Genomic DNA, 20263 nt, shown 5'->3' with positions numbered 1-20263 from the left:
ACGACTCCTTACAGGACTTCAGGTGCCAGGGACACGATTTTCATGAACTTTTCAGTGCGCAGTTCGCGCGTGACTGGTCCAAAAATACGGGTACCGATCGGCTCGAGCTTGGCGTTGAGCAAAACGGCAGCATTGCCGTCAAACTTCACCAGGGAGCCGTCTTGGCGGCGCACACCTTTAGCGGTACGCACAACCACAGCGTTATAAATTTCACCTTTTTTGACACGGCCGCGTGGCGCAGCAACCTTGACGGTTACCTTGATCACGTCGCCAATGCCAGCATAACGGCGCTTGGAACCGCCCAATACCTTGATGCACATAACTTCCTTGGCACCGGTATTGTCGGCTACTTCGAGCCGGCTTTCAGTTTGAATCATAGTATTCTCTTTCCCAACTTAAGCCGAAGAATCCCCACAATGTGGGCCTGCGGTCAGTCTTGGTCCCGCCAACCTCCCCTGCTGGGTCGATTGATTGGGTGATGGACTTTCCAAAAACTTTCGTTGCAGGCCGCGGCCACCGGGGTGACTAACAATGCGGCGTTACATGAACGAAGCCCGCTAGTATCACACAATACTGGCGGGCCCGCAAGGACTAATTATCCGGAAGCTGGCTGCCGCACAAAAATGCGACACCCCCATCCGGCACTACTGGCATTACTGGAAGGATCGCCCCGCTTGCGCCTGGGCCATCCTTCAGTCTTTATCTAGTCAGTTGAGGACAGGGCGAAAGCGGTAAACCCCGCCCTGTCCCGCAACCAGCTTGACTTAGATGACCTGCGCTGCTTGCACAACGCGGGTAACAGTCCAGGCCTTCGTTTTGGAGATCGGACGACCTTCTTGAATCTCGACCGTATCACCGGTCTTGACCGAGTTGGTTTCGTCATGCGCGTGATACTTGTTCGAACGCATGATGATCTTGCCGTACAACGGGTGCTTGACGTGACGCTCGATCAGGACGGTAACAGTCTTGTCCATCTTGTCGGAAACCACTTTACCGACCAAGGTGCGCTTCAGGGCGACTTTAGTAGTTTCGGTCATTTGGCTTCCTTCGAGTTCATAACAGTCTTCACACGCGCGATGTCGCGGCGTACCTTCTTGAGTTGCGAAGTGTTGCTCAGCTGCTGCGTTGCGATTTGCATGCGCATGCCGAACTGTGCCTTCAACAAATCATTCAGCTCTTTCTGAAGAGCTGCCTGGTCTTTGCCGCGGAGTTCTGTTGCTTTCATATACGACTCCTTTTATTGGCCGACTTGGCGGATGACAAACGTCGTCGCCAGTGGCAGTTTGGCGGCGGCCAGACGGAACGCTTCCCGGGCCAGCGTCTCATCGACGCCGTCCATTTCGTACAGTACTTTGCCTGGCTGGATTTCAGCGACGTAGTACTCCGGGTTACCTTTACCGTTACCCATACGAACTTCAGCTGGCTTGTTCGAAATTGGCTTGTCCGGGAAAATACGGATCCAAATACGACCACCGCGCTTGATGTGACGGGTCATGGCACGACGAGCTGCTTCGATCTGACGTGCTGTGATACGGCCGCGGGCAACTGCCTTCAGACCGAATTCACCGAACGAGACAGCGGTGCCGCGTGTGTGCGAAATGCCGGTGTTACGGCCTTTCTGCTCTTTACGATACTTCCTGCGTGCTGGTTGCAGCATGATTATTCTCCTGCTTTCTCAGCTGGTGCAGCAGCAGCCGCTTCCGGCTTCTTCACTGCGACTGCAGGACGAGCACGGACGACTGGAGCGCCAGTTGGGGTTGAACCTGGACGACCGCCTGGAGCACCGGCTGGACGCGGACGACCTGCTGGCTTGCCATCATCACGGCGCGGACCGCGGCTCTTCTTCTCGTCAGCCGGGGTATCGATGACTGGTGCGTCGCCGTTCGGCGCGCGGTCACCCTTGTATACCCAGACCTTGACGCCGATGATGCCGTAGGTCGTTGCTGCTTCGCTGGTGCCATAGTCGATATCGGCGCGCAGGGTGTGCAGAGGCACGCGGCCTTCGCGGTACCACTCTTTACGTGCGATTTCGATGCCGTTCAAACGGCCCGACGACATGATCTTGATGCCCAGGGCACCCAGACGCATGGCGTTTTGCATGGCGCGCTTCATAGCGCGGCGGAACATGATGCGCTTTTCCAGCTGCTGCGAGATCGAATCGGCGATCAGCTGCGAGTCGATTTCCGGCTTGCGGATTTCTTCGATGTTCACGTGCACAGGAACGCCCATGATCTTGGTCAGCGCCGACTTCAGTACTTCGATGTCTTCGCCTTTTTTACCAATGACCACGCCTGGACGCGAGCTGTAGATCGTGAAGCGCGCGTTCTTGGCAGGACGCTCGATGACGATGCGGCCAACCGAAGCGTTCTTCAGTTTCTTTTTCAGGAACGCACGTGCCTTGAGATCTTCGTTCAGCATTTGGGCAAAGTTACCATTGCCCGCGTACCAACGCGATGCCCAGTTACGGGTTACTGACAGGCGAAAGCCTGTTGGATGAATCTTCTGTCCCATCGTGACCCCTTAGTTGCCGACAGTCACGTAGATGTGACAGGATTGTTTTGAGATGCGATCACCCCGGCCTTTAGCGCGTGCAGTAAAGCGCTTCAGGATAGGACCCTTTTCAACGTAGATCTGGACGACCTTCAGCTCGTCGATGTCAGCGCCATCATTGTGCTCGGCGTTCGCGATGGCGGACTCCAGAACCTTCTTGATGATCGTTGCACCTTTTTTCGGGCTGAACTGCAAGATGTTGAGTGCTGCGTCAACCTTCTTGCCACGGATCAGATCGGCAACCAGACGACCTTTTTGGTCGGACAGGCGCACACCTTTGAGGATAGCTTTGGTTTCCATTATTTCTTCGCCTTCTTGTCAGCGGCATGGCCCTTGAACGTACGGGTCAGTGCGAATTCGCCGAGCTTGTGACCAACCATGTTCTCGGAGATGTATACCGGCACGTGGAGCTTGCCGTTATGCACTGCGATCGTCAGGCCGATGAAGTCTGGCGAGATCGTCGAACGGCGCGACCAGGTTTTGACTGGCTTTTTGTCTTTATTCGCTTGCGCGGTTTCGACTTTTTTCACCAGGTGGGCGTCGATAAACGGCCCTTTTTTCAATGAACGTGTCATGTCTTATCCTTATTTCTTGCCGCGGCGCGAGACGATCATCGAAGTCGTACGCTTGTTACGGCGCGTCTTCTTACCCTTCGTCTGTTGGCCCCAAGGCGACACTGGATGACGACCAGCTGCGGTTTTACCTTCACCACCACCGTGCGGGTGATCGACCGGGTTCATGACCACACCGCGAACGGTAGGACGAACACCGCGCCAGCGCATCGCGCCAGCTTTACCGATCTTGCGCAGGCTGTGCTCGGCATTACCGACTTCGCCAACCGTTGCACGGCATTCGATGTGCACGCGGCGTACTTCACCCGAGCGCAGGCGCACTTGAGCGTAGGTGCCTTCGCGCGCCATCAGAACAACACCAGCGCCGGCGGTACGTGCCATTTGGGCACCTTTACCTGGCAGCATCTCGACGCAATGCATCACGGTGCCGACTGGGATGTTACGGATAGGCAGGCAGTTGCCCGACTTGATAGGCGCTTCCGAACCATTCATCACCGAATCGCCAACGGACATGCCCTTGGTAGCGATGATGTACTGGCGCTCACCGTCTGCATAGCACAGCAGGGCGATGTTCGCGGTACGGTTTGGATCGTATTCGATACGCTCGACCTTTGCCGGAATACCATCCTTCTGACGCTTGAAGTCGATCAGGCGATAGTGCTGCTTATGACCACCGCCGATGTGGCGGGTGGTGATGTGACCGTTGTTGTTACGGCCGGCAGTTTTCGATTTCTTTTCAACCAGGGCTGCGAACGGACGACCTTTGTACAGGTCCGGGTTCACAACCTTCACCATGCCGCGACGGCCTGGTGAGGTTGGTTTCATCTTTACGAGTGCCATTATTTAGCCTCCTCGGAGAAGTTGATTTCCTGGCCAGGCTTGAGGCACACGAAAGCACGCTTGGTATGGTTGCGACGGCCATTGAAACGGCCCGAACGCTTTTGCTTACCTTGGCGATTGGCTGTCTGTACCGACAGCACTTCAACCTTGAACAACAGTTCAACGGCTGCCTTGATTTCAGGCTTGGTCGCATCCGGCAATACGCGGAACACGATCTGCTCGTTCTTTTCCGCGACCATGGTGGCCTTCTCGGAAATGACCGGCGCCTGGAGCACCTTCATCAGGCGCTCTTCGGAAAATTTGATTACGCCGCTCATGCGAACATCTCCTCGATCTTGGCCAGTGCTGCTTTGGTGACCACGATTTTTTTGTAGAACACCAGCGACATCGGATCAGCCTGATGCGGCTCAACGACGAGCACGTTCGGCAGGTTGCGCGATGCCAGCAACAGGTTCTGGTTATCCACGAGGTTGTCAGCGATGATCAGGACCGATTCCAGGCCCATGCCCTGCAGCTTTTGCGACAGCAGCTTGGTCTTTGGAGCATCGATGGTCATGCCTTCAACCACAACCAGGCGCTCTTCGCGGGCCAGTTGCGACAGGATCGAGCAGATACCTGCGCGATACATCTTCTTGTTCACTTTGTGGGTGAAGTTTTCGTCAGGCGAGTTCGGGAAAATCCGACCGCCGCCGCGCCACAGTGGCGAGGACGACATACCAGCACGCGCGCGGCCGGTACCTTTTTGGCGCCATGGCTTCTTGGTCGTGTGGTGAACTTCTTCACGATCTTTCTGCTTGCGGTTACCGCTACGTGCGTTGGCAGCGTAGGCGACGACGATCTGGTGGATCAGCGCTTCGTTGTAGTCACGACCGAAAACGGTATCGGCTGCGGCGACGTTCGAACCTGCTTGACCTTGCTCATTCAGAAGCTTGAGTTCCATGATTAAGCTCCCTTCTGAACTTTGGATTTAATAGCTGGCGAAACGATCACCTGGCCATTTTTCGCACCTGGTACCGCGCCTTTGACCAGCAACAGCTGACGGTCGGCATCAATACGGGCGATTTCGAGATTCTGTACGGTACGATTCACGTCACCGAGGTGACCGGTCATGCGCTTACCAGGGAAAACACGACCTGGATCCTGCGCCATACCGATGGAACCTGGAACGTTGTGCGAACGCGAGTTACCGTGCGTTGCGCGACCCGAAGCGAAGTGGTAACGCTTGATGACGCCGGCGTAACCCTTACCGATCGTAACGCCTTGGACGTCGATCTTCTGACCGACTTCGAACAGGGAAGCGGCAACAACATCGCCAGCTTTCAGTTCGGCTGCTTTACCAGCGTCGACGCGGAATTCGCGCAACATGGTGCCAGCTTCGACGCCAGCTTTGGCGTGGTGACCCGCAACAGCTTTGGTCACGCGGGAAGCGCGACGTTGACCGAATGCGACCTGGACAGCGGAATAACCATCTGTTTCAGGGGTTTTGATTTGTGCGACACGGTTGTTCGACACGTCCAGAACGGTGACAGGGATCGAGTCCCCTTCATCCGTAAAGATGCGCATCATTCCAACCTTGCGACCGAGAAGGCCTAGGCTCATTTTTTCTCCATTCCCACCTGCGATTGGGCGGGGCTGACTGTTTAACTACCAAGTAAAGGACAGATCCAAAAACACACGAATCCATACCGAAGCCGGCTAGGATAGCACGCAAAAAGGCTTGACGCAACAACTTAGTTGGAGGTATGTCGATGTGTTGTACGGCGGGGGAGGCGGGGCGTGATGGACAGGTGCCGGAGCGTGTTTTTTGGGCGTCTGACAGTACATGAAGGCGCATACCGCCTGCTTGGTGCGCTAACCTTTTATCCGTCGTTCCCGCGAAGGCGGGAACCCAAGTTTTGCGATAAGCCGTTGGCAGCGCTACCTCCTTGGGTTCCCGCCTGCGCGGGAACGACGGTCTCCAGGCTAGCTGACTTACCTTGCTAGCGCGCCAGCGGCTGTCCGCCCGAGCCGAGCCGCAGGCGGGCCCAGAACTGCGCCAGGCGCTCCCACAGCCCGCGCCGCACCTTGCCGCTGCGCAGGCGCGTCTCGCCCGCCATCGGCACCGCCATTTCCCAGCGCACCGGGTAAATATTCACGCGCTTGGTATACCGGCTCAACAAGGCGGTGGTCTCGACCCCGGCGAAATCGAGGTGACGGTCGAGTAAAAACACGAACATCGGCTCGACATGCTGCTTCTTGCCGCGCGTGCTGACCTCGACGCAGGACGGCAGGATCACGCCATCGCTCAGGGTGGTGTTGGCCGCCACAATATAATGACCGGGGCCGTCGAGCGGCACCGCGTCCAGGCTGGTCGGGCGCACGAAGGACTCGCCGTTGCCCAGGTTGACTTCCTCGTCGATCGCCCATTCCCAGATGGGATAGGCGGCAAAGTCGGCATGCGAGACCTTGCGGATGGAACGGCGGATAGCAAGATCTGGGGTCATGGACAGGGTGCGGCGCTTGGAGGTAACCTCGTCAGTTTATGGCCAGCGGTGATTTCTGTCCAGCAACGCTCCCGCCGGCGTGACGCGAAAACCTCAAAAACAAAATTTAGGGCTTGCCTACTAATCACGTGCGCCCATATACAGGCTGGCAAGCACGTTGTATATTACGACCGGAAATTGCAACACTGTAATTTTGTTATCGCCGCCAGTACGCTGGCGTGAAAGTGTCCCTCAACCCGTTACAAGGAGTTTTACATGGCAATCAGTTTGCAAAAAGGCGGCAACGTCAACCTGAGCAAGGAAGCTCCGGGACTGACCAAGGTCGTTATCGGCCTCGGCTGGGACCCGCGCGCGACCGACGGCAGTGCGTTCGACCTCGACGGCAGCGCTTTCATGCTCAAGGCTGACGGCAAGGTCCGCGCCGACGCCGATTTCATTTTCTACAACAACCTCAAGTCGAGCGATGGCTCGGTGGTGCACGGGGGTGACAATACCTCGGGCACGGGCGAAGGCGACGACGAGAAGGTCAATGTCGACCTGAGCGCGGTGCCGGCCGAGATCGACAAGATCTCGTTCTGCGTCACCATTCACGAAGCCGAAGCGCGCAAGCAAAACTTCGGCATGGTCGGCAAGGCCTACATCCGCTGCCTGAACGCCGACGGCGACAAGGAACTGGCCCGTTACGACCTGTCCGAAGACGGCTCGACCGAAACGGCGATGATCTTCGGCGAACTGTATCGCGCCGGCGCCGAGTGGAAGTTCAAGGCGATCGGCCAGGGCTTCGCCGGGGGCCTGGGGCCTCTGGCCAAGTCCTTCGGCGTCGACGCGTAAAGCCAGACCCGCACGACCCGCAGGTTTGCGCCCGCAAGGATCGCTGCTTCAGAGCGGCGCCTTGCGGGCGTTGTGACGTGTGGACGAGGCGTATGTATGTGCAAGCATATTTGCGCCCCCCCCCCCGTCGTTCCCGCGCAGGCGGGAACCCAAGTTCCGTGATCAGCCGTCGGCTGCAGTATAAACTTGGGTTCCCGCCTACGCGGGAACGACGGTCTTGAGTTTGCTGATTATTCCTTCTACCTGCGCCTTCATACCGACACCATGGAAGACTTATCACGCGGGCAGCGCTTGCCGCTGGCCGGCATCGCCCCCGACGGCCGCATCGACATTGGCCTGTCCGCCGCCGGCCTGCGCCTCGACTTCGCCTGCTTCGGCCTCGGCGCCGACGGCAAGCTGCTCGATGAGTCGTACATGACCTTCTTCAACCAGCCGCGCACGCCCTGCGGCGGCGCCAGTCTGACCAGCATCCCCGGCGACCTGAGCGGCTTTTCCATCGACACGGGCCTGCTGCCGGCCAATATCGACCAGTTGGCCATCACCGCCAGCGTGGACGGCGACGGCACCATGGCGCAGCTGAGCGGCGGCTACCTGCGCCTGCTCGCCGGCAGCGAAGAAAAAGCCCGCTTCGCGTTTTCCGGCAACGATTTTGCCCAGGAACGCGCCATCATGCTGGGCAACCTGTATCGCAAGGACGGCCAGTGGCGCTTCATGGCCGTCGGCCAGGGCTTCAACGGCGGCCTGGACGCGCTGGTGGCCCACTTCGGCGGCGCTGTCGCGGCGCCGGCCCCGGTGGCCACCCCGGCGCCGGCCCGCATCTCGCTCGAGAAACGCATCGCCAGCACGGCGCCGCACCTGGCCAGCCTGGTCAAGCACGCCACCGTCTCGCTGGAAAAAGCCGGTCTTGCCGACCACCGCGCCAAGGTCGCCCTGGTGCTCGACATTTCGGGCTCGATGGGTACGCTCTACCGCAAAGGCCTGGTACAGCAGTTCGCCGACCGCATCCTGGCCCTGGGCTGCAAGTTCGACGACGACGGCGAGATCGACGTCTTCCTGTTCGGTAAACATGTCCACCAGCCCGCCCCCATGAGCCTGGCTAACGCGCGCACCTATATCCGCGACGTCGTCCAAGCCCATCCGCTCGAAGCGGACACCTGCTACGGCAAGGCGATGGAAGCCGTGCGCCGTTTCTACTTCCCTGACGCTAACGGCGGCGAGCGCAAGAGCGCGCTGTCGGCCCCCGTGCCGGTGTTCGTGATGTTCGTCACCGACGGCTCCACCTCGGACAAGGCACTCACCGAAAAACAGTTGCGCTGGGCCAGCCAGGAGCCGATTTTCTGGCAATTCATGGGCATTGGCAAAGGCAAGAAATCGAAAAGCAAGAAACTGGCGGCATTCGCCCACTCCGACTTCCCCTTCCTCGAGCAACTCGATGACCTGTCCGGCCGCCTGATCGACAACGCCGACTTCTTTTCGGTCGAATCGCCCGACGAACACTCGGATTCCGAGTTATACGACTTGCTCATGGCAGAATACCCAGGCTGGATCAAACTGGCAAAACAACACCGCCTGCTCGCCTAGCACGACAGTAACAATAGCAATAATCGCAACAATTACGATTCAATAAGAAAGCAACTCATGCGTGTCTGGTTCAACAGGACGTTCTCGTCCGTGTACGCGGCAATCGGCCTCATCCGCGAAGCCGATCTGGAAGGCCGTTTCCACCTCATCTACAGCAATGCCAATCCACACGCCCTGGCCGGACGCGTGGCGCACGACTTTTTCGTCGAGCCGACCGGCCTGGACAACGAGCAATACATCGACTGGTGCCTGGCCTTTTGCCGCGAGCAGCGGGTGGACATCTTCATTCCGGGCCGCCTGTCGACCGAACTGGCCAGCGCCCACGCGCGCTTCGAAGCGCAGGGCACGCGCGTGCTCAGCGCCGCCACCCAGGAACAGCTCGAACTGATCCACGACAAGGCGCGCTTCTACGCCACCACCAACTTGGCCGGCGCCCCGGTGGCCGAATTCCGCGTGTTCGAAAACGTGGCCCAGTTCGACGCCGGCTATGCCGAGCTGCGCGCGCGCTATCCCAAGCTGTGCGTCAAGCCCTCGCGCTCGGTCTACGGCCTGGGCTTTGCCATCCTCGACGAAGAGCGCAGCAGCGCCGCCCTGCTGCTGGCCGGCGCCGAATATCACATCGGCCGTGACGACATGCGGCGCGGCCTGGCCGAGCTGGGCGAGTTCCGCACCATGCTGCTGATGGCCTACCTGGACGGCCACGAATACAGCGTCGACTGCGTGGGCGACAAGGGCCGCCTGGTGGCCGCCGTGGCGCGCAAGAAACCGATGACGGCCGGCCGCGGCCAGCTGATCGACATGCGCGACGACATCCTCGAAGCGACCGCCGAACTGACCCGCATCCACGGCCTGAACGGCGCCTTCAACGTCCAGTTCCGCGAAGGCGACGGCAAGCTGCACCTGCTGGAAATCAATCCGCGCATGTCGGGCGGCATCGGCATGGCTTGCGTGGCCGGCCCCAACCTGCCCTACATCGCCCTGAAGGGCTTTGCCGACGGCTTCGACAAGGTGGTGGTGCCGCCCGTGCGCGATGGCATCCGCGTGGCCGAGCTGAGCGCCCCGGCCGAGCTGCACTCGGTGGACCTGCTATGAGCATGCCTCACGCACTCCACGTGCAGCGCCACCGCCTGAGCCTGCCCACCGGCGAGCTCGAACTCGACATCCACGACAGCGCCTTTGCGCTGGACGAGGTGATGGGTTTTGCCGCGCGCGCCAACGCCAAGCGCGGCTTCCTGTTCCTGAGCAAGGTGCTGGGCAAGCACTGGCCGGTCACCCCGGCCATGATGCGCAAGGTGCACCAGAGCCTGGCCGACACCGTGCCCGAGCTTCCCGGCCCGGTGGTCTTCATCGCCATGGCCGAAACCGCCATTGGCCTGGGCCAGGGCGTGTTCGAAGCCTGGCTGGCCGCCCACCCCGGGCGCGAAGGCTTGTTCCTGCACACCTCGCGCTACCGGGTCGGCGACGCCCCCATCATCGAATTCGAAGAAGCGCACAGCCACGCCCCGCGCCAGTTCCTGCACATGCCGCCGGACGCGCACACGCGCGAGCTGCTGCTCTCCGCAAAGGCCCTGGTCCTGGTCGACGACGAAGCGAGCACCGGCAACACCTTCCTGAACCTGACCGAGGCTTGCCGCAAGCTCAATCCCGGCATCGCCCACGTGCACCTGGCGACCATCACCAACTTCATGGGCGCCACCGCCACCGCGGCCCTGTCGGCGCGTTTCGGCCTGCCGGTGACGATGGGCGCGCCGGTCAGCGGCGAATACCGCTTCACCCCCGGCCAGCTGGCCAGCGCCAGCGCCCCGGCGCAATTGTTCGACCCGGCGGCCGATCGCGGCGCCAGCGGCGACTTCGGCCGCTACGGCCTGCACCGCGCCCTGGGCTTGCCAAGCGGCCTGGCCGAACGCCTGGCGGCCGATGTCAAGCCGGGCGAGCGCGTGCTGGTGCTCGGCACCGGCGAATTCATGCACCCGTCCTACCTGCTCGGCGCCGCCCTGGAACAACTGGGCGTGGACGTTGTTGTGCAATCGACCACGCGCTCGCCGATCCTGACCTGGGGCGCCGTCGCAGCCGCGCTCACGTTCCCGGACAATTATGGCGAAGGCGTGGCCAATTTCCTGTATAACGTCACCCCCGGCCAGTACCGGCACGTCTTCATTTGCCACGAAACCGCCCCAAGCAAGGCGCTGCGCGACCTTGCGGACACGCTAGGCGCGCGCCTTTTCCACTTTAAGACCGAGACCCATATTGAAGAAGTTTGAGAAATTCCTGTTCGCCGACCTGGACGACACCCTGTTCCAGTCGCTGGAAAAGTGCGAGGGCCGCGGCACGCCAATCGAAGCGGCCGCCTTCCTGAAGGATGGCAGCCCGATTTCGTACACCACGCCGGGCCAGCGCGCCTTTCTCGCCTTTGCCCAGGATGGCATGACGATGATCCCGACCACGGCGCGCAACGTCAATGCGTACCGGCGCGTGGGCATCGACTTCCACAGCTACGCCGTGCTCGACTACGGTGGCATCGTGCTGTTGCCGGACGGCTCGGTCGACCAGGAATGGCTGGAACACATGCGCGGCGCCATGCAGGCCGCCCTGCCCGGCCTGCAAGAACTGGCCGGCCTGATCGACGCCTGGGCCGAATGCACCGGTTTCGGCAACCGCGCCCGCCTGATCGAGGATTTCGATACGCCCTTCTATCTGGTGGTCAAGGACCCGCAAAAAATCGCGGCCAACCTGGAGCCGATCGAGCGTGAGGTGGTCCAACCGTGGATCAACGAGGGCAATCGCGACTACTTCATCCATCGCAACGGCAACAACCTGGCGATTTTGCCAACAGCGCTGAACAAGGCGCACGCGGTGGCGCACGTGAGCGCGCGCCTGCGCGCCGAACATGGCGACATCCTCACCTTCGGCATGGGCGACAGCAAGTCCGACGCGCGCTTCATGGCCGCCTGCGACTACGCCATCATGCCGAGCCGCACCCAGCTGGCCGGCCTGACCCTGGAGACCCTATGAATTTTTCCGGCAGTTACCGTTCGGAAGACGTCAGCTTCCTGCTCAAGCCGCTGGCGATGCAGGACTTCGTCGATGTTCCCGAAAAAGAATTCCTGATCCAGTCGGGCCAGCGCCACTACAGCGAAATGCTCTCGCCCGAATCCTTGCCGTCGGAGCGCTACCTGGCGGTGTTTCGCGAAGCCTGCGCCGCCAACACGGCGCGCATGGCGCGCGACTGCCTGACCCTGGCCGGCCTGATCGCCCAGCGGCGCAGCGGCCCGGTGACCCTGGTCTCGCTGGCGCGCGCCGGCACCCCGGTCGGCGTGGTGTTGAACAGCCTGCTGCCCAAGGTGTTCGGGCGCGCCAGCACGCATTATTCGGTCTCGATCATCCGCGACCGCGGCATCGACCAGGTGGCACTCGAACATATCCTGGCGCAAGGCCACGCCCCCGAATCGATCGTCTTCATCGACGGCTGGACCGGCAAGGGCGTGATCTCGCGCGAACTGTCCGCCGCCATCGACGAATTCAACGCGCGTCGTGGCACCGCCATTGACGGCGGCCTGTACGTGCTGTCCGACCTGGCCGGCAGCGCCGCCTGCGCCGCCTCCTGCGACGACTACCTGATTCCGTCGAGCATACTGAACGCCACCGTCTCCGGCCTGATCAGCCGTTCGATCCTGAACGAGGCAATCGGACCCGGCGACTTCCACGGCTGCGTGTACTATCAGCAGTTCGAAGCGCACGACCAGTCGCAAAGCTTCGCCGACGGTTTGGTGGCGGCCGCGCTGGAAATCGCCGCCGCCGATGGCACGCCCGATGCAGAAGCGGTCGACCGCGAGCAGGCCGGCGACGTTTCGCGCGCCTACATGCTGGCGGCGCTTGCGCAGCATGGCATCAGCGACGTCAACATGATCAAGCCGGGCATCGGCGAAGCGACCCGCGTGTTGCTGCGCCGTAGCCCGCGCCTGTTGATCCTGCGCGACGCCGACGCGCCCGACGTGGCGCACCTGGCCCTGCTCGCGCAGGAAAAAGCAATTCCCGTGATCGTCGACAGCAGCTTGCCGTATCACGCCGTTTCATTGATCAGGAGTGCACTGGATGGTTAAATCGATGGGAGCGTCGCTGTACGTACCGGCGAATCACAAATACTTGATGGACGTGGCCAATGGCGAGCGCATGGGACACGTGCGCTCGCTGATTTTCTGCACCGAAGACGCGGTCGCCGACGCCGACCTGAGCTGGGCGCTGTTCAACCTGTCCGTGGTGCTGGCCAATATGCGCACCGACGGCACGGCCGAACGCTTCGTGCGCGTGCGCAATCCCGAAGTCATGGCGCGCGTGCTGGCCATGCCGGGCGCCGACAAGCTGACCGGCTTCGTGATCCCGAAAGCGACGCGCACCAACTTCGATGCCTACTTCAAGCAGATCCGCAACACCGACCACATGCTGATGCCGACGCTGGAAACAGCCGAAGTGTTCAACGACTGGGAAATGCGGCAATTTCGCAAGATGCTCGAAGCGCCCGGCGTACGTCACCGCATCCTGGCGCTGCGCATCGGCGGCAACGACCTGCTGGCCCTCTTGGGCCTGCGCCGTCCGCGCACCATGACCTTGTACCGCACGCCCCTGGGGCCGGTCATGGCGCGCCTGGTGACCACCTTCCGCCCGTACGGTTTCGTGCTGACCGCGCCCGTGTTCGAACACCTCGACCTGCCCGAACTGCTGGACCAGGAAGTGATCGAGGACCTGGCGCACGGCATGGTCGGCAAGACCGCCATCCACCCGAGCCAGATCGCGCCGATCGAGCAGCACTACCGGGTCAAGCCGAACGACCTGGCGGCCGCCCGCGCCATCCTCGATGTCGACGCGCCGGCCGTGTTCAAGATGCATGATTCGATGTGCGAAGTGGCCACCCACCGCGCCTGGGCCGAACGCACCATCGAACAGTCGAAGGTATTTGGCGCTCATCACGACGTCCCGCCGATGAGCCCGGCAATTCCACGGGAACTCTGACCATCCCTTCAGTGAAAAGGACTACAACGTGACACATTTTTCGCGCGGACAAAAAGGCAAGCTGGCCGACCTGGGCTTGACCGCCCCCTTCACCGTCATGGTCGATATCGACACGGCCGGGATGGTGGTCGACATCTCCTGCTTCGGCCTGGACGGCAGCGACAAGCTCTCGGACGAGCGCTACATGGTGTTCTACAACCAGCTGGCCAGCCCCGCCAATGAAATCAAGATGACCCTGGCCGGGCGCGCCGCCAGCTTCGCGGTGAACCTGGACGCCTTGCCGGCCTCGATCGCCAAGCTGGTGTTCGTGGCCGCCATCGACGGCAACGGCACCATGCGCAGCGTGGGCGCGAGCAGCATCAAGCTCGGCGACAGTGTGCAATTCCCCTGGTCGGGCGCCGATTTCCAGGATGAAAAAGCCGTCATCGTCGGCGAAATTTATCGAAAAGAAGGCATCTGGCGCTTCGGCGCCGTCGGCCAGGGTTTCAATGGCGGCTTGTCGGCCCTGCTGAAACACTTCGGCGGCACCGAGGCCGCGCCTGGCGCGTCGCCAAGCGCGGCGCCGACGCCACCGGCGGCGGTGCCGATTCCGGCTTCGGCTCCGCCACCACCCGCGCCACCGCCGCAAAAGCCGGTGTCGCTGTCGAAAGTCACGCTCGACAAGCGCGGCGACAAGGTCTCGCTCGACAAGCGCGGCGGCAGCGGGGGTTTCGGCCGCATCCACGTCAACCTGAACTGGAACCGCGGCGCGCCCGCCGCGGCAGCGCCCAAGCAAGGATTTTTGGCGCGCCTGACCGGCGCCGCCAATGCCAACAAGGGCATCGACCTGGACCTGGGTTGCATGTACGAACTGGCCGACGGCCGTCCGGGCCTGGTGCAGGCGCTGGGCAACGCCTGGGGCGACTTCGACCGTCCACCGTACATGCGCCTGGCGGCCGACGACCGCACCGGGCAAGCGACGGACGGTGAAAACCTGACCATCAACGGCGACCACTTCAACGACATGAAGCGGGCCCTGATCTTCGCCTTCATCTACGACGGCGCGCCGAACTGGGCCGCCACCGACGGCGTGGTGACCATCAACATGCCCGACCAGGCGCCGATCGAAGTGCGGCTCGACCAGGGCGGCAACCAGATGATGTGTGCGATCGCCATGATCGAAAACCGGGGCGGCAGCATGCAGGTGACCAAGCTGGCCGAGTACTTCTCGCAGGTCGGCCGCCAAAGCGCGCATGAACTGATGGACCGCCGCTTCGGCTTCGGCCTGCGCTGGGCCACCGGCTCGAAAGACTAAAAGACTAGGCGTGCATGCCGCCGGACCTGCGCAGTGCGGGCCCGGCGGCGGTTCGTCAGGACACCACCGTGACCGGCTCCGCGTCGGTCTTGCCGACCTGGTACCAGTCCACCTTGCGGGTTGCCACCATGATCGCGCCGAGCACCGCGAACAGCAGGATACTGCCCAGCACCAACGCATTATTCTCCGACACCAGCAAGCCGTACAGCGCGCCGTAGAGCACGGTCAGCGCCACGCCGAAACCCAGTCCGCGCATCCAGTTGCGCAGCACGAAACTCAGGTAAAACCCCAGCAGCAAGATGCACGCCGTGCTGGCGATGGCATACGCGACGACAAACTGGATATGTTCCGACAAGCCCACCAGCAACAGGAAGAACAGCACCAGCGCCATCCCGACCAGCAGATATTGCACCGGGTGGATCGGCAGGCGCTTGAGGATTTCGAAGATGAAGAAGGCGGCAAAGGTCAGCGCCACGAACAGCAAGCCATACTTGGTGGCGCGCTCGGCCAGCGAATAGACATTCACCGGTTCGATGAAGGCCACGCTGAAGCGGTCCACCTGCACCGCCGCACGCGCGGCGGCGGCTTGCCCGGCCTGCGCCGCATCGGCGCTGGCCGCCCCGTTCTGCAGGGCCAGCAACTGCTGCTGGGCGGCAGTCGACAAGGACGAGATCGCCCAATTGGCCTTGAAGCCATCATCGTTGATGACGCGGTCCTTGGTCGACGGCAAGAAGTTACCGGCGAACTGAGGGTGGGGCCACTTCGACGTCAGGCTGACCTGGTTATTGCGTCCGACCGGCGAAAAATGCTGGCGTTCGATGCCGTCCAGGCCGAGGTTGAAGGCGAAGGGAACGCGCGCGGTCTGTTCGAGGTCCATGGCCGGCAGGTCGGCATGCAGGCCGCTGCCGAGGGCGATGGAACCGGTACCCTGCTGGAATTCGATCGACTGCTTGCCCCAGGCGATGGTGGGGATATTCCGGATCCCGCGCACATCCTCGATGCCGACCGCGATGCTGACCTGGCCGAGCGTGATGCGCGAAAGCGAGTTGGCGCGTGGCAGCGCTGATTTCAGCGGCAGGTCGAAGTCGCCCGTCAGCTTGTGCTGGCCGCTGTAGAACAGTACCCGGTGGATGCCGCGATAGCGGTAATCGGTATCGAACTTGCCCTCGACGTTGAGCTGGTTGGGGAACACCAGGTGTACGCGGCTGACCGAGCGTTTCACGGTTTCCGATTTGGTGGCGTCGTTGGCAACGGGCACCGTGACGTCGAACTCGTCGGTGTAGGGAATGACCATGACCGGGCCGATGATCGACTGTTCGCGCACCGAATCGGCGGCGATGCTGGCGACCGCCTCGGCGCGGAAATCGCTGCGTTCGCGGATGGTGCTCTGGATCATCGCCAAAGGCAGGCAGATCAGCACAGTGAGCGCCAGGATGGCGAGTATCTTGTACAACAGTGTTTTTTGCATGGAAGCTCCCGATTGATGGTGGAGCCAGTGTAGGGAGCCTGTGTGCGCTGGGCATGCGCTGCGTGTGAAGTCGCCCGCATAAAAGTTTTCTAACCGGAGCTCTGAACCCCGGTTAGGAAACTAACACCAGCGGCAAGTGTAATTGGGCGCGCACACCGCCCGACTGAGCATTCTCAACCGTCACCGTGCCACCATGCAAGGCCATCACCTCGCGCACGAAGGGCAAGCCCAGGCCCGTGCTTTTGGCGCCGTCCGGGCGCGGCAGCGAGTAGAAACGCTCGAACAGCCGCTCGCGCGCGAACGCGGGAATGCCGGCGCCGCAGTCGCTCACGCTGATGATCACCTCGTCCCCCACTGTCTCGGCGCGCATGGTGATCACCCCGCCCGGCGGAGAGAAGTCGATGGCGTTGTCGAGCAGGTTGCCCACCGCCTGGCGCAGCAGCAGCGGGTCGCCTTTCACGATCAGCTTGTCGATAAAGGTTTCCAAGGTCAGCCCGCGCGCCAGCAAGCGCGCCGACACATCGGCCCGCACCTCTTCGGCCAGGCCGCGCAGCGCGACCGTCTCCGGCGCGCTCAGGCGTTGCTGCTTTTCCACCCGGATCAGGGCCAGCAACTTGTCGATCAGTTGCTTCTGGCGCAGGTTCTGGTTCAGGATATTGTTCAGGAAATGCTGGCGCTCGGCGGCCGGCATGTCTTCCTGCATCAGCTCAGCCGAGCCCTGGATCGCCGCGATCGGGCTCTTGAGCTCATGCGCCAGGGTGTGCATCAGCTCTTCCACGTATTCCTTGCCTTCGAGCTTGTTGCGCATCGCTTCGAGCGCGCGCCCGAGCGTGCCGATTTCGTTGTTGCCGAGGGCCGGCAAGGTGGCCTTGCGGCCCGCCTCGACATCGGCGATGTAGCGCATCAGCATTTGCAGGGCGCGGTTGAGCCAGTACGCGAAGGCCATCCCGATCAGCAGCGACAGCACCAGCAGCACGGCGCCGCGCGTGAGGATGATGCGCTGGCTGCGCTCGACGAAGGGTTGCACGGTCGAGACCGGCTTGGCGACGGTCAGCACGCCGATGATGCGCTCGCCATCCATGATCGGCGCGGCCACGTGCATCACGGCGCTGGCGTCGTCGGACCTGGCATCGCGCGTGCTGCGCGCGCCGTATTCGCCGCGCAGGGTCAGGTAGACATCGTTCCAGCGCGAATAATCCTTGCCCAGATCGTGCCCGCTGGAGTCGAAGGTGACGCGCCCTTGTACATCGGTGATGTAGACGCGGTAGTTCAGGCTGCGCTTGTTCAAGCCATCGATCGAGACGTCCATATGGCGCCGTCCGAACGACTGCAGACGCGCGAGAATCCGGGAGTCGTCCATGCTGCCGGCCTTGACATCGTCGGCGACGACCTCGGCCAGCAGGTAGGCGGTGTCGAGCAGGGCGTCTTCGAGGGTCGAGCGCACGCCCGGCTTGACCTGGGCCACGAACACGTTCAGCAAAAACCACGCAGCGAGCCCGACAATCAAAAAATAGCCGAGCAGGATGCGCAGGCCGATTCTCATGTGCCCGCCAGGCTGTAGCCCATGCCGCGATGGGTCTGGATCGGATCGTCATCGGCATCGACCAGGCGCAGCTTGGCGCGCAGCGACTTGATATGGGCGTCGACGGTGCGGTCGAGCGTATCGGGCGCGTCGGCCCAGACCCGGTCCATCAGCTGCGCACGCGAGAGCACATGGCCGGGCCGCTCGCACAGGGCCTTGAGCAGCAGGTATTCGTAGCGGGTCAGTTCGAGCGCCCGGGCGCGGTACAGGATGCGCGCCTCGGCCTCGCGGATCTCGAAGCGCGCGGCGGGCGCGGCGGCGCCCGGCGCAATGGACGCGGCCGGCGGCGCCAGGCGGCGCAGCACGACCCGGATGCGCGCCACCAGTTCGCGCGGCGAGAACGGCTTGGTGACGTAATCGTCGGCCCCGATTTCGAGCCCGACGATGCGGTCGATCTCGTCGCTGCGCGCGGTCAGAAAGATCACCGGGGCATTGCAGAACTGGCGCAGCTGGCGGCACACCTCGAAGCCGTTCATGTCGGGCAGGCCGACGTCGAGCACCACCAGCGCGGGCAAGGTGGCCGGATCGGCATCGCGCATCGCTTGCAGCGCCTGCGCGCCCAGGCTCACGTGGCGCGGTACGAAGCCGTCCGTGCGCAGGGCGTAGGCGATGCTGTCGGCAATGGCCAGCTCATCTTCCACTATCAGGATCGTTACGGGCATGCGCAGGCGTCGGGATTGGTCATGGCGACAGTATCCGGGCCGGGGCCGGGTCAGTCAACCGGGCGCCCGGCCTGCTTGTCGGGAAATCTTACAGTTGATCATGAAATTTCTTAACGGAAAATCATAAGCCGATGATACCAAACGTTAATTTCCAAATGGCATGTTCTTTGCTTGCACACCATGCTACCTTAACCAAAGTATAAGAAAGAATATCTTGTCCTCAAAATCATTCTTCGCAATCGCCCTGCTCGCTTCGGCCTGGATCTCCAGCGCCCAGGCCACCATTCTCACCACCACCTCGCGCGGCGTGGTCAGCAGCGTGTACCAGAACACCCTCGACGACTTCGGCCCAGGCAACCTGGTCGACAAGAAATTCCAGATAACGCTCACCTTCGACGATAGCAGCGCGACCCGCGACAGCTACCTGAACCAGTATGAAGCGCTGTACGGCCTCAATCTGTTCAGCGCGCGTGTTACCGTCGATGGCGTGACGCGCGACTACCAGCGCACCGGCAATTTCCAGCAGCAGACCGCCAACGGCGCCTCGGCCGGGATGCCGTCGGGATCGGACCAGGCGTTTGCCGGCGTGAACTGGACCACGCGCGAGGAAAGCATCTACGCCTATCACGGCATCGAATCGATGAATCACTTTTTTGCGGGCGCCAAGGCCAGCCTGACCACGCCCTTCTCGGCCACGCTGCGGCCGGACCTGTACGAGTACATGACGAAGCAGGCGCAGTTTGGCCATACCGACGTGCTCTCGGGACGCTCGACGGTGTTCTACGGCGAGATCGCGGAGTTTTCGATGAGTACCGTGGCGGTGCCGGAGCCGGTCAGCCTGGGCTTGCTGGGGCTGGGCGCGCTGGCCATGCTGGGGGCGCGCCGCCGCACAGCCAGTGGCCGCGCTTGATTGGTCGGGTCCTCGACGTGCCGGCGCCGATCGCGGCCGAACGCTATTCTATTGATTGACGTAAACGCATCAGGGCCGGGTCCGTTCGCTGACAGCGAACTCGCCCGGCCCTGACTCGCCCGCGCACATGAATGCGCTGGCGGCAACACTGCAATGATTATTGCAGTTTGATTTCGACGTCGACGCCAGCTGGCAGGTCCAGCTTCATCAGCGCGTCAACGGTCTTGTCCGTTGGGTCCACGATGTCCATCAGACGCTGGTGCGTACGGATTTCGAACTGGTCGCGCGAGGTTTTGTTGACGTGCGGCGAACGCAGGACGTCAAAACGCTGGATGCGGGTTGGCAGTGGGACTGGGCCTTTGACAACAGCGCCGGTACGCTTGGCGGTGTCAACGATTTCCAGTGCGGACTGGTCGATCAGCTTGTAGTCGAACGCTTTGAGGCGAATGCGGATTTTCTGGTTTGGTGCGGACATGGTAATTC

General features: G+C 62.0%; 25 protein-coding genes. 9 read left to right on the top strand and 16 right to left on the bottom strand.

Annotation, left to right across the window (positions count from 1 at the left end):
• Nucleotides 1-8: 8 nt before the first annotated feature.
• The 12 genes from rplN to F0185_RS23615 form a co-directional block, all read right to left on the bottom strand.
• Entirely contained in the window at nt 9-377 is a 369-nt protein-coding gene (gene rplN, locus F0185_RS23670) for a 50S ribosomal protein L14 (protein ID WP_008444317.1), read from the bottom strand.
• Nucleotides 378-764: 387 nt separating this feature from the next.
• The gene (gene rpsQ, locus F0185_RS23665; RefSeq protein WP_054265829.1) at nt 765-1037 is read right to left on the bottom strand and encodes a 30S ribosomal protein S17; all 273 of its coding nucleotides are present in this window, start codon (nt 1035-1037) and stop codon (nt 765-767) included.
• On the bottom strand, nt 1034-1225 hold the full coding sequence (gene rpmC, locus F0185_RS23660) for a 50S ribosomal protein L29 (RefSeq protein ID WP_054265828.1): 192 nt from the start codon (nt 1223-1225) through the stop codon (nt 1034-1036). The genes rpsQ and rpmC overlap by 4 nt, the downstream gene beginning before the upstream one ends.
• A 12-nt stretch (nt 1226-1237) precedes the next feature.
• Nucleotides 1238-1657, bottom strand: coding sequence for a 50S ribosomal protein L16 (gene rplP, locus F0185_RS23655; protein WP_054265827.1), 420 nt, complete (start codon nt 1655-1657; stop codon nt 1238-1240).
• 2 nt (nt 1658-1659) lie between these two features.
• Complete coding sequence (gene rpsC, locus F0185_RS23650) at nt 1660-2511, bottom strand: 30S ribosomal protein S3 (RefSeq protein ID WP_166897191.1); 852 nt, start codon at nt 2509-2511, stop codon at nt 1660-1662.
• 9 nt (nt 2512-2520) lie between these two features.
• Nucleotides 2521-2853, bottom strand: a complete 333-nt coding sequence (gene rplV / locus F0185_RS23645) for a 50S ribosomal protein L22 (protein ID WP_181002795.1) — start codon at nt 2851-2853, stop codon at nt 2521-2523.
• A complete protein-coding gene (rpsS, locus tag F0185_RS23640; RefSeq protein WP_054265824.1) occupies nt 2850-3125 on the bottom strand; it encodes a 30S ribosomal protein S19 in 276 nt (91 codons plus the stop codon). Before rpsS ends, rplV begins: the two co-directional genes overlap by 4 nt.
• 9 nt (nt 3126-3134) lie before the next feature.
• Nucleotides 3135-3962: a 50S ribosomal protein L2 gene (gene rplB, locus F0185_RS23635; RefSeq protein WP_054265823.1), complete on the bottom strand. Its 828-nt coding sequence runs from the start codon at nt 3960-3962 to the stop codon at nt 3135-3137.
• Nucleotides 3962-4279: a 50S ribosomal protein L23 gene (gene rplW / locus F0185_RS23630; RefSeq protein WP_166870762.1), complete on the bottom strand. Its 318-nt coding sequence runs from the start codon at nt 4277-4279 to the stop codon at nt 3962-3964. Before rplW ends, rplB begins: the two co-directional genes overlap by 1 nt.
• Nucleotides 4276-4902 carry a 50S ribosomal protein L4 gene (gene rplD / locus F0185_RS23625; RefSeq protein ID WP_166897193.1) on the bottom strand — a complete coding sequence of 209 codons (627 nt, stop codon included), beginning with the start codon at nt 4900-4902 and terminating at the stop codon, nt 4276-4278. Before rplD ends, rplW begins: the two co-directional genes overlap by 4 nt.
• A gap of 2 nt (nt 4903-4904) precedes the next feature.
• Nucleotides 4905-5561 (bottom strand): 50S ribosomal protein L3, encoded by a 657-nt coding sequence (rplC, locus tag F0185_RS23620; RefSeq protein WP_166870758.1) that lies wholly within the window; start codon nt 5559-5561, stop codon nt 4905-4907.
• Nucleotides 5562-5941: 380 nt separating this feature from the next.
• Nucleotides 5942-6445, bottom strand: a complete 504-nt coding sequence (locus F0185_RS23615; protein ID WP_167228617.1) for a hypothetical protein — start codon at nt 6443-6445, stop codon at nt 5942-5944.
• A 255-nt stretch (nt 6446-6700) separates the two neighbouring features.
• Here F0185_RS23615 and F0185_RS23610 point away from each other — a divergent pair, with 255 nt between their 5' ends.
• The 8 genes from F0185_RS23610 (at nt 6701) to F0185_RS23575 (ending at nt 15158) form a co-directional block, all read left to right on the top strand.
• Nucleotides 6701-7276 (top strand): TerD family protein, encoded by a 576-nt coding sequence (locus F0185_RS23610; protein ID WP_167228615.1) that lies wholly within the window; start codon nt 6701-6703, stop codon nt 7274-7276.
• Between the two features lie 264 nt (nt 7277-7540).
• Complete coding sequence (locus tag F0185_RS23605; protein ID WP_167228613.1) at nt 7541-8857, top strand: VWA domain-containing protein; 1317 nt, start codon at nt 7541-7543, stop codon at nt 8855-8857.
• Between the two features lie 57 nt (nt 8858-8914).
• Nucleotides 8915-9949 carry an ATP-grasp domain-containing protein gene (locus F0185_RS23600; RefSeq protein WP_167228611.1) on the top strand — a complete coding sequence of 345 codons (1035 nt, stop codon included), beginning with the start codon at nt 8915-8917 and terminating at the stop codon, nt 9947-9949.
• On the top strand, nt 9946-11118 hold the full coding sequence (locus F0185_RS23595) for a phosphoribosyltransferase domain-containing protein (protein WP_167228610.1): 1173 nt from the start codon (nt 9946-9948) through the stop codon (nt 11116-11118). The genes F0185_RS23600 and F0185_RS23595 overlap by 4 nt, the downstream gene beginning before the upstream one ends.
• Nucleotides 11105-11869, top strand: a complete 765-nt coding sequence (locus F0185_RS23590; protein WP_167228608.1) for an HAD family hydrolase — start codon at nt 11105-11107, stop codon at nt 11867-11869. Before F0185_RS23595 ends, F0185_RS23590 begins: the two co-directional genes overlap by 14 nt.
• A complete protein-coding gene (locus F0185_RS23585) occupies nt 11866-12957 on the top strand; it encodes a cysteine protease StiP family protein (RefSeq protein WP_167228606.1) in 1092 nt (363 codons plus the stop codon). Before F0185_RS23590 ends, F0185_RS23585 begins: the two co-directional genes overlap by 4 nt.
• Nucleotides 12950-13864, top strand: coding sequence for an HpcH/HpaI aldolase/citrate lyase family protein (locus F0185_RS23580; RefSeq protein WP_167228604.1), 915 nt, complete (start codon nt 12950-12952; stop codon nt 13862-13864). Before F0185_RS23585 ends, F0185_RS23580 begins: the two co-directional genes overlap by 8 nt.
• A gap of 28 nt (nt 13865-13892) precedes the next feature.
• Nucleotides 13893-15158, top strand: a complete 1266-nt coding sequence (locus F0185_RS23575) for a TerD family protein (protein ID WP_167228602.1) — start codon at nt 13893-13895, stop codon at nt 15156-15158.
• Nucleotides 15159-15213: 55 nt separating this feature from the next.
• Here the strand turns inward: F0185_RS23575 and creD are convergent, their stop codons facing one another.
• The 3 genes from creD to creB form a co-directional block, all read right to left on the bottom strand.
• The gene (gene creD / locus F0185_RS23570) at nt 15214-16626 is read right to left on the bottom strand and encodes a cell envelope integrity protein CreD (protein ID WP_167228600.1); all 1413 of its coding nucleotides are present in this window, start codon (nt 16624-16626) and stop codon (nt 15214-15216) included.
• A 112-nt stretch (nt 16627-16738) separates the two neighbouring features.
• Nucleotides 16739-18169, bottom strand: a complete 1431-nt coding sequence (creC, locus tag F0185_RS23565; RefSeq protein WP_167228598.1) for a two-component system sensor histidine kinase CreC — start codon at nt 18167-18169, stop codon at nt 16739-16741.
• Nucleotides 18166-18870, bottom strand: a complete 705-nt coding sequence (gene creB, locus F0185_RS23560; protein WP_167228596.1) for a two-component system response regulator CreB — start codon at nt 18868-18870, stop codon at nt 18166-18168. The genes creC and creB overlap by 4 nt, the downstream gene beginning before the upstream one ends.
• A 214-nt stretch (nt 18871-19084) precedes the next feature.
• On the opposite strand from creB, the gene F0185_RS23555 reads away from it, so the two are divergent.
• Nucleotides 19085-19780: a PEP-CTERM sorting domain-containing protein gene (locus F0185_RS23555; RefSeq protein ID WP_167228594.1), complete on the top strand. Its 696-nt coding sequence runs from the start codon at nt 19085-19087 to the stop codon at nt 19778-19780.
• 157 nt (nt 19781-19937) lie between these two features.
• Here the strand turns inward: F0185_RS23555 and rpsJ are convergent, their stop codons facing one another.
• Nucleotides 19938-20255 (bottom strand): 30S ribosomal protein S10, encoded by a 318-nt coding sequence (gene rpsJ / locus F0185_RS23550; protein WP_005663509.1) that lies wholly within the window; start codon nt 20253-20255, stop codon nt 19938-19940.
• Nucleotides 20256-20263 lie beyond the last annotated feature (8 nt).

This window comes from Massilia rubra, from assembly GCF_011682065.1.
Lineage (GTDB): Bacteria > Pseudomonadota > Gammaproteobacteria > Burkholderiales > Burkholderiaceae_D > Telluria_A > Telluria_A rubra.
Note: the sequence above shows the minus strand (reverse complement) of the source record. Positions and strands in the feature narration are given on the sequence as shown.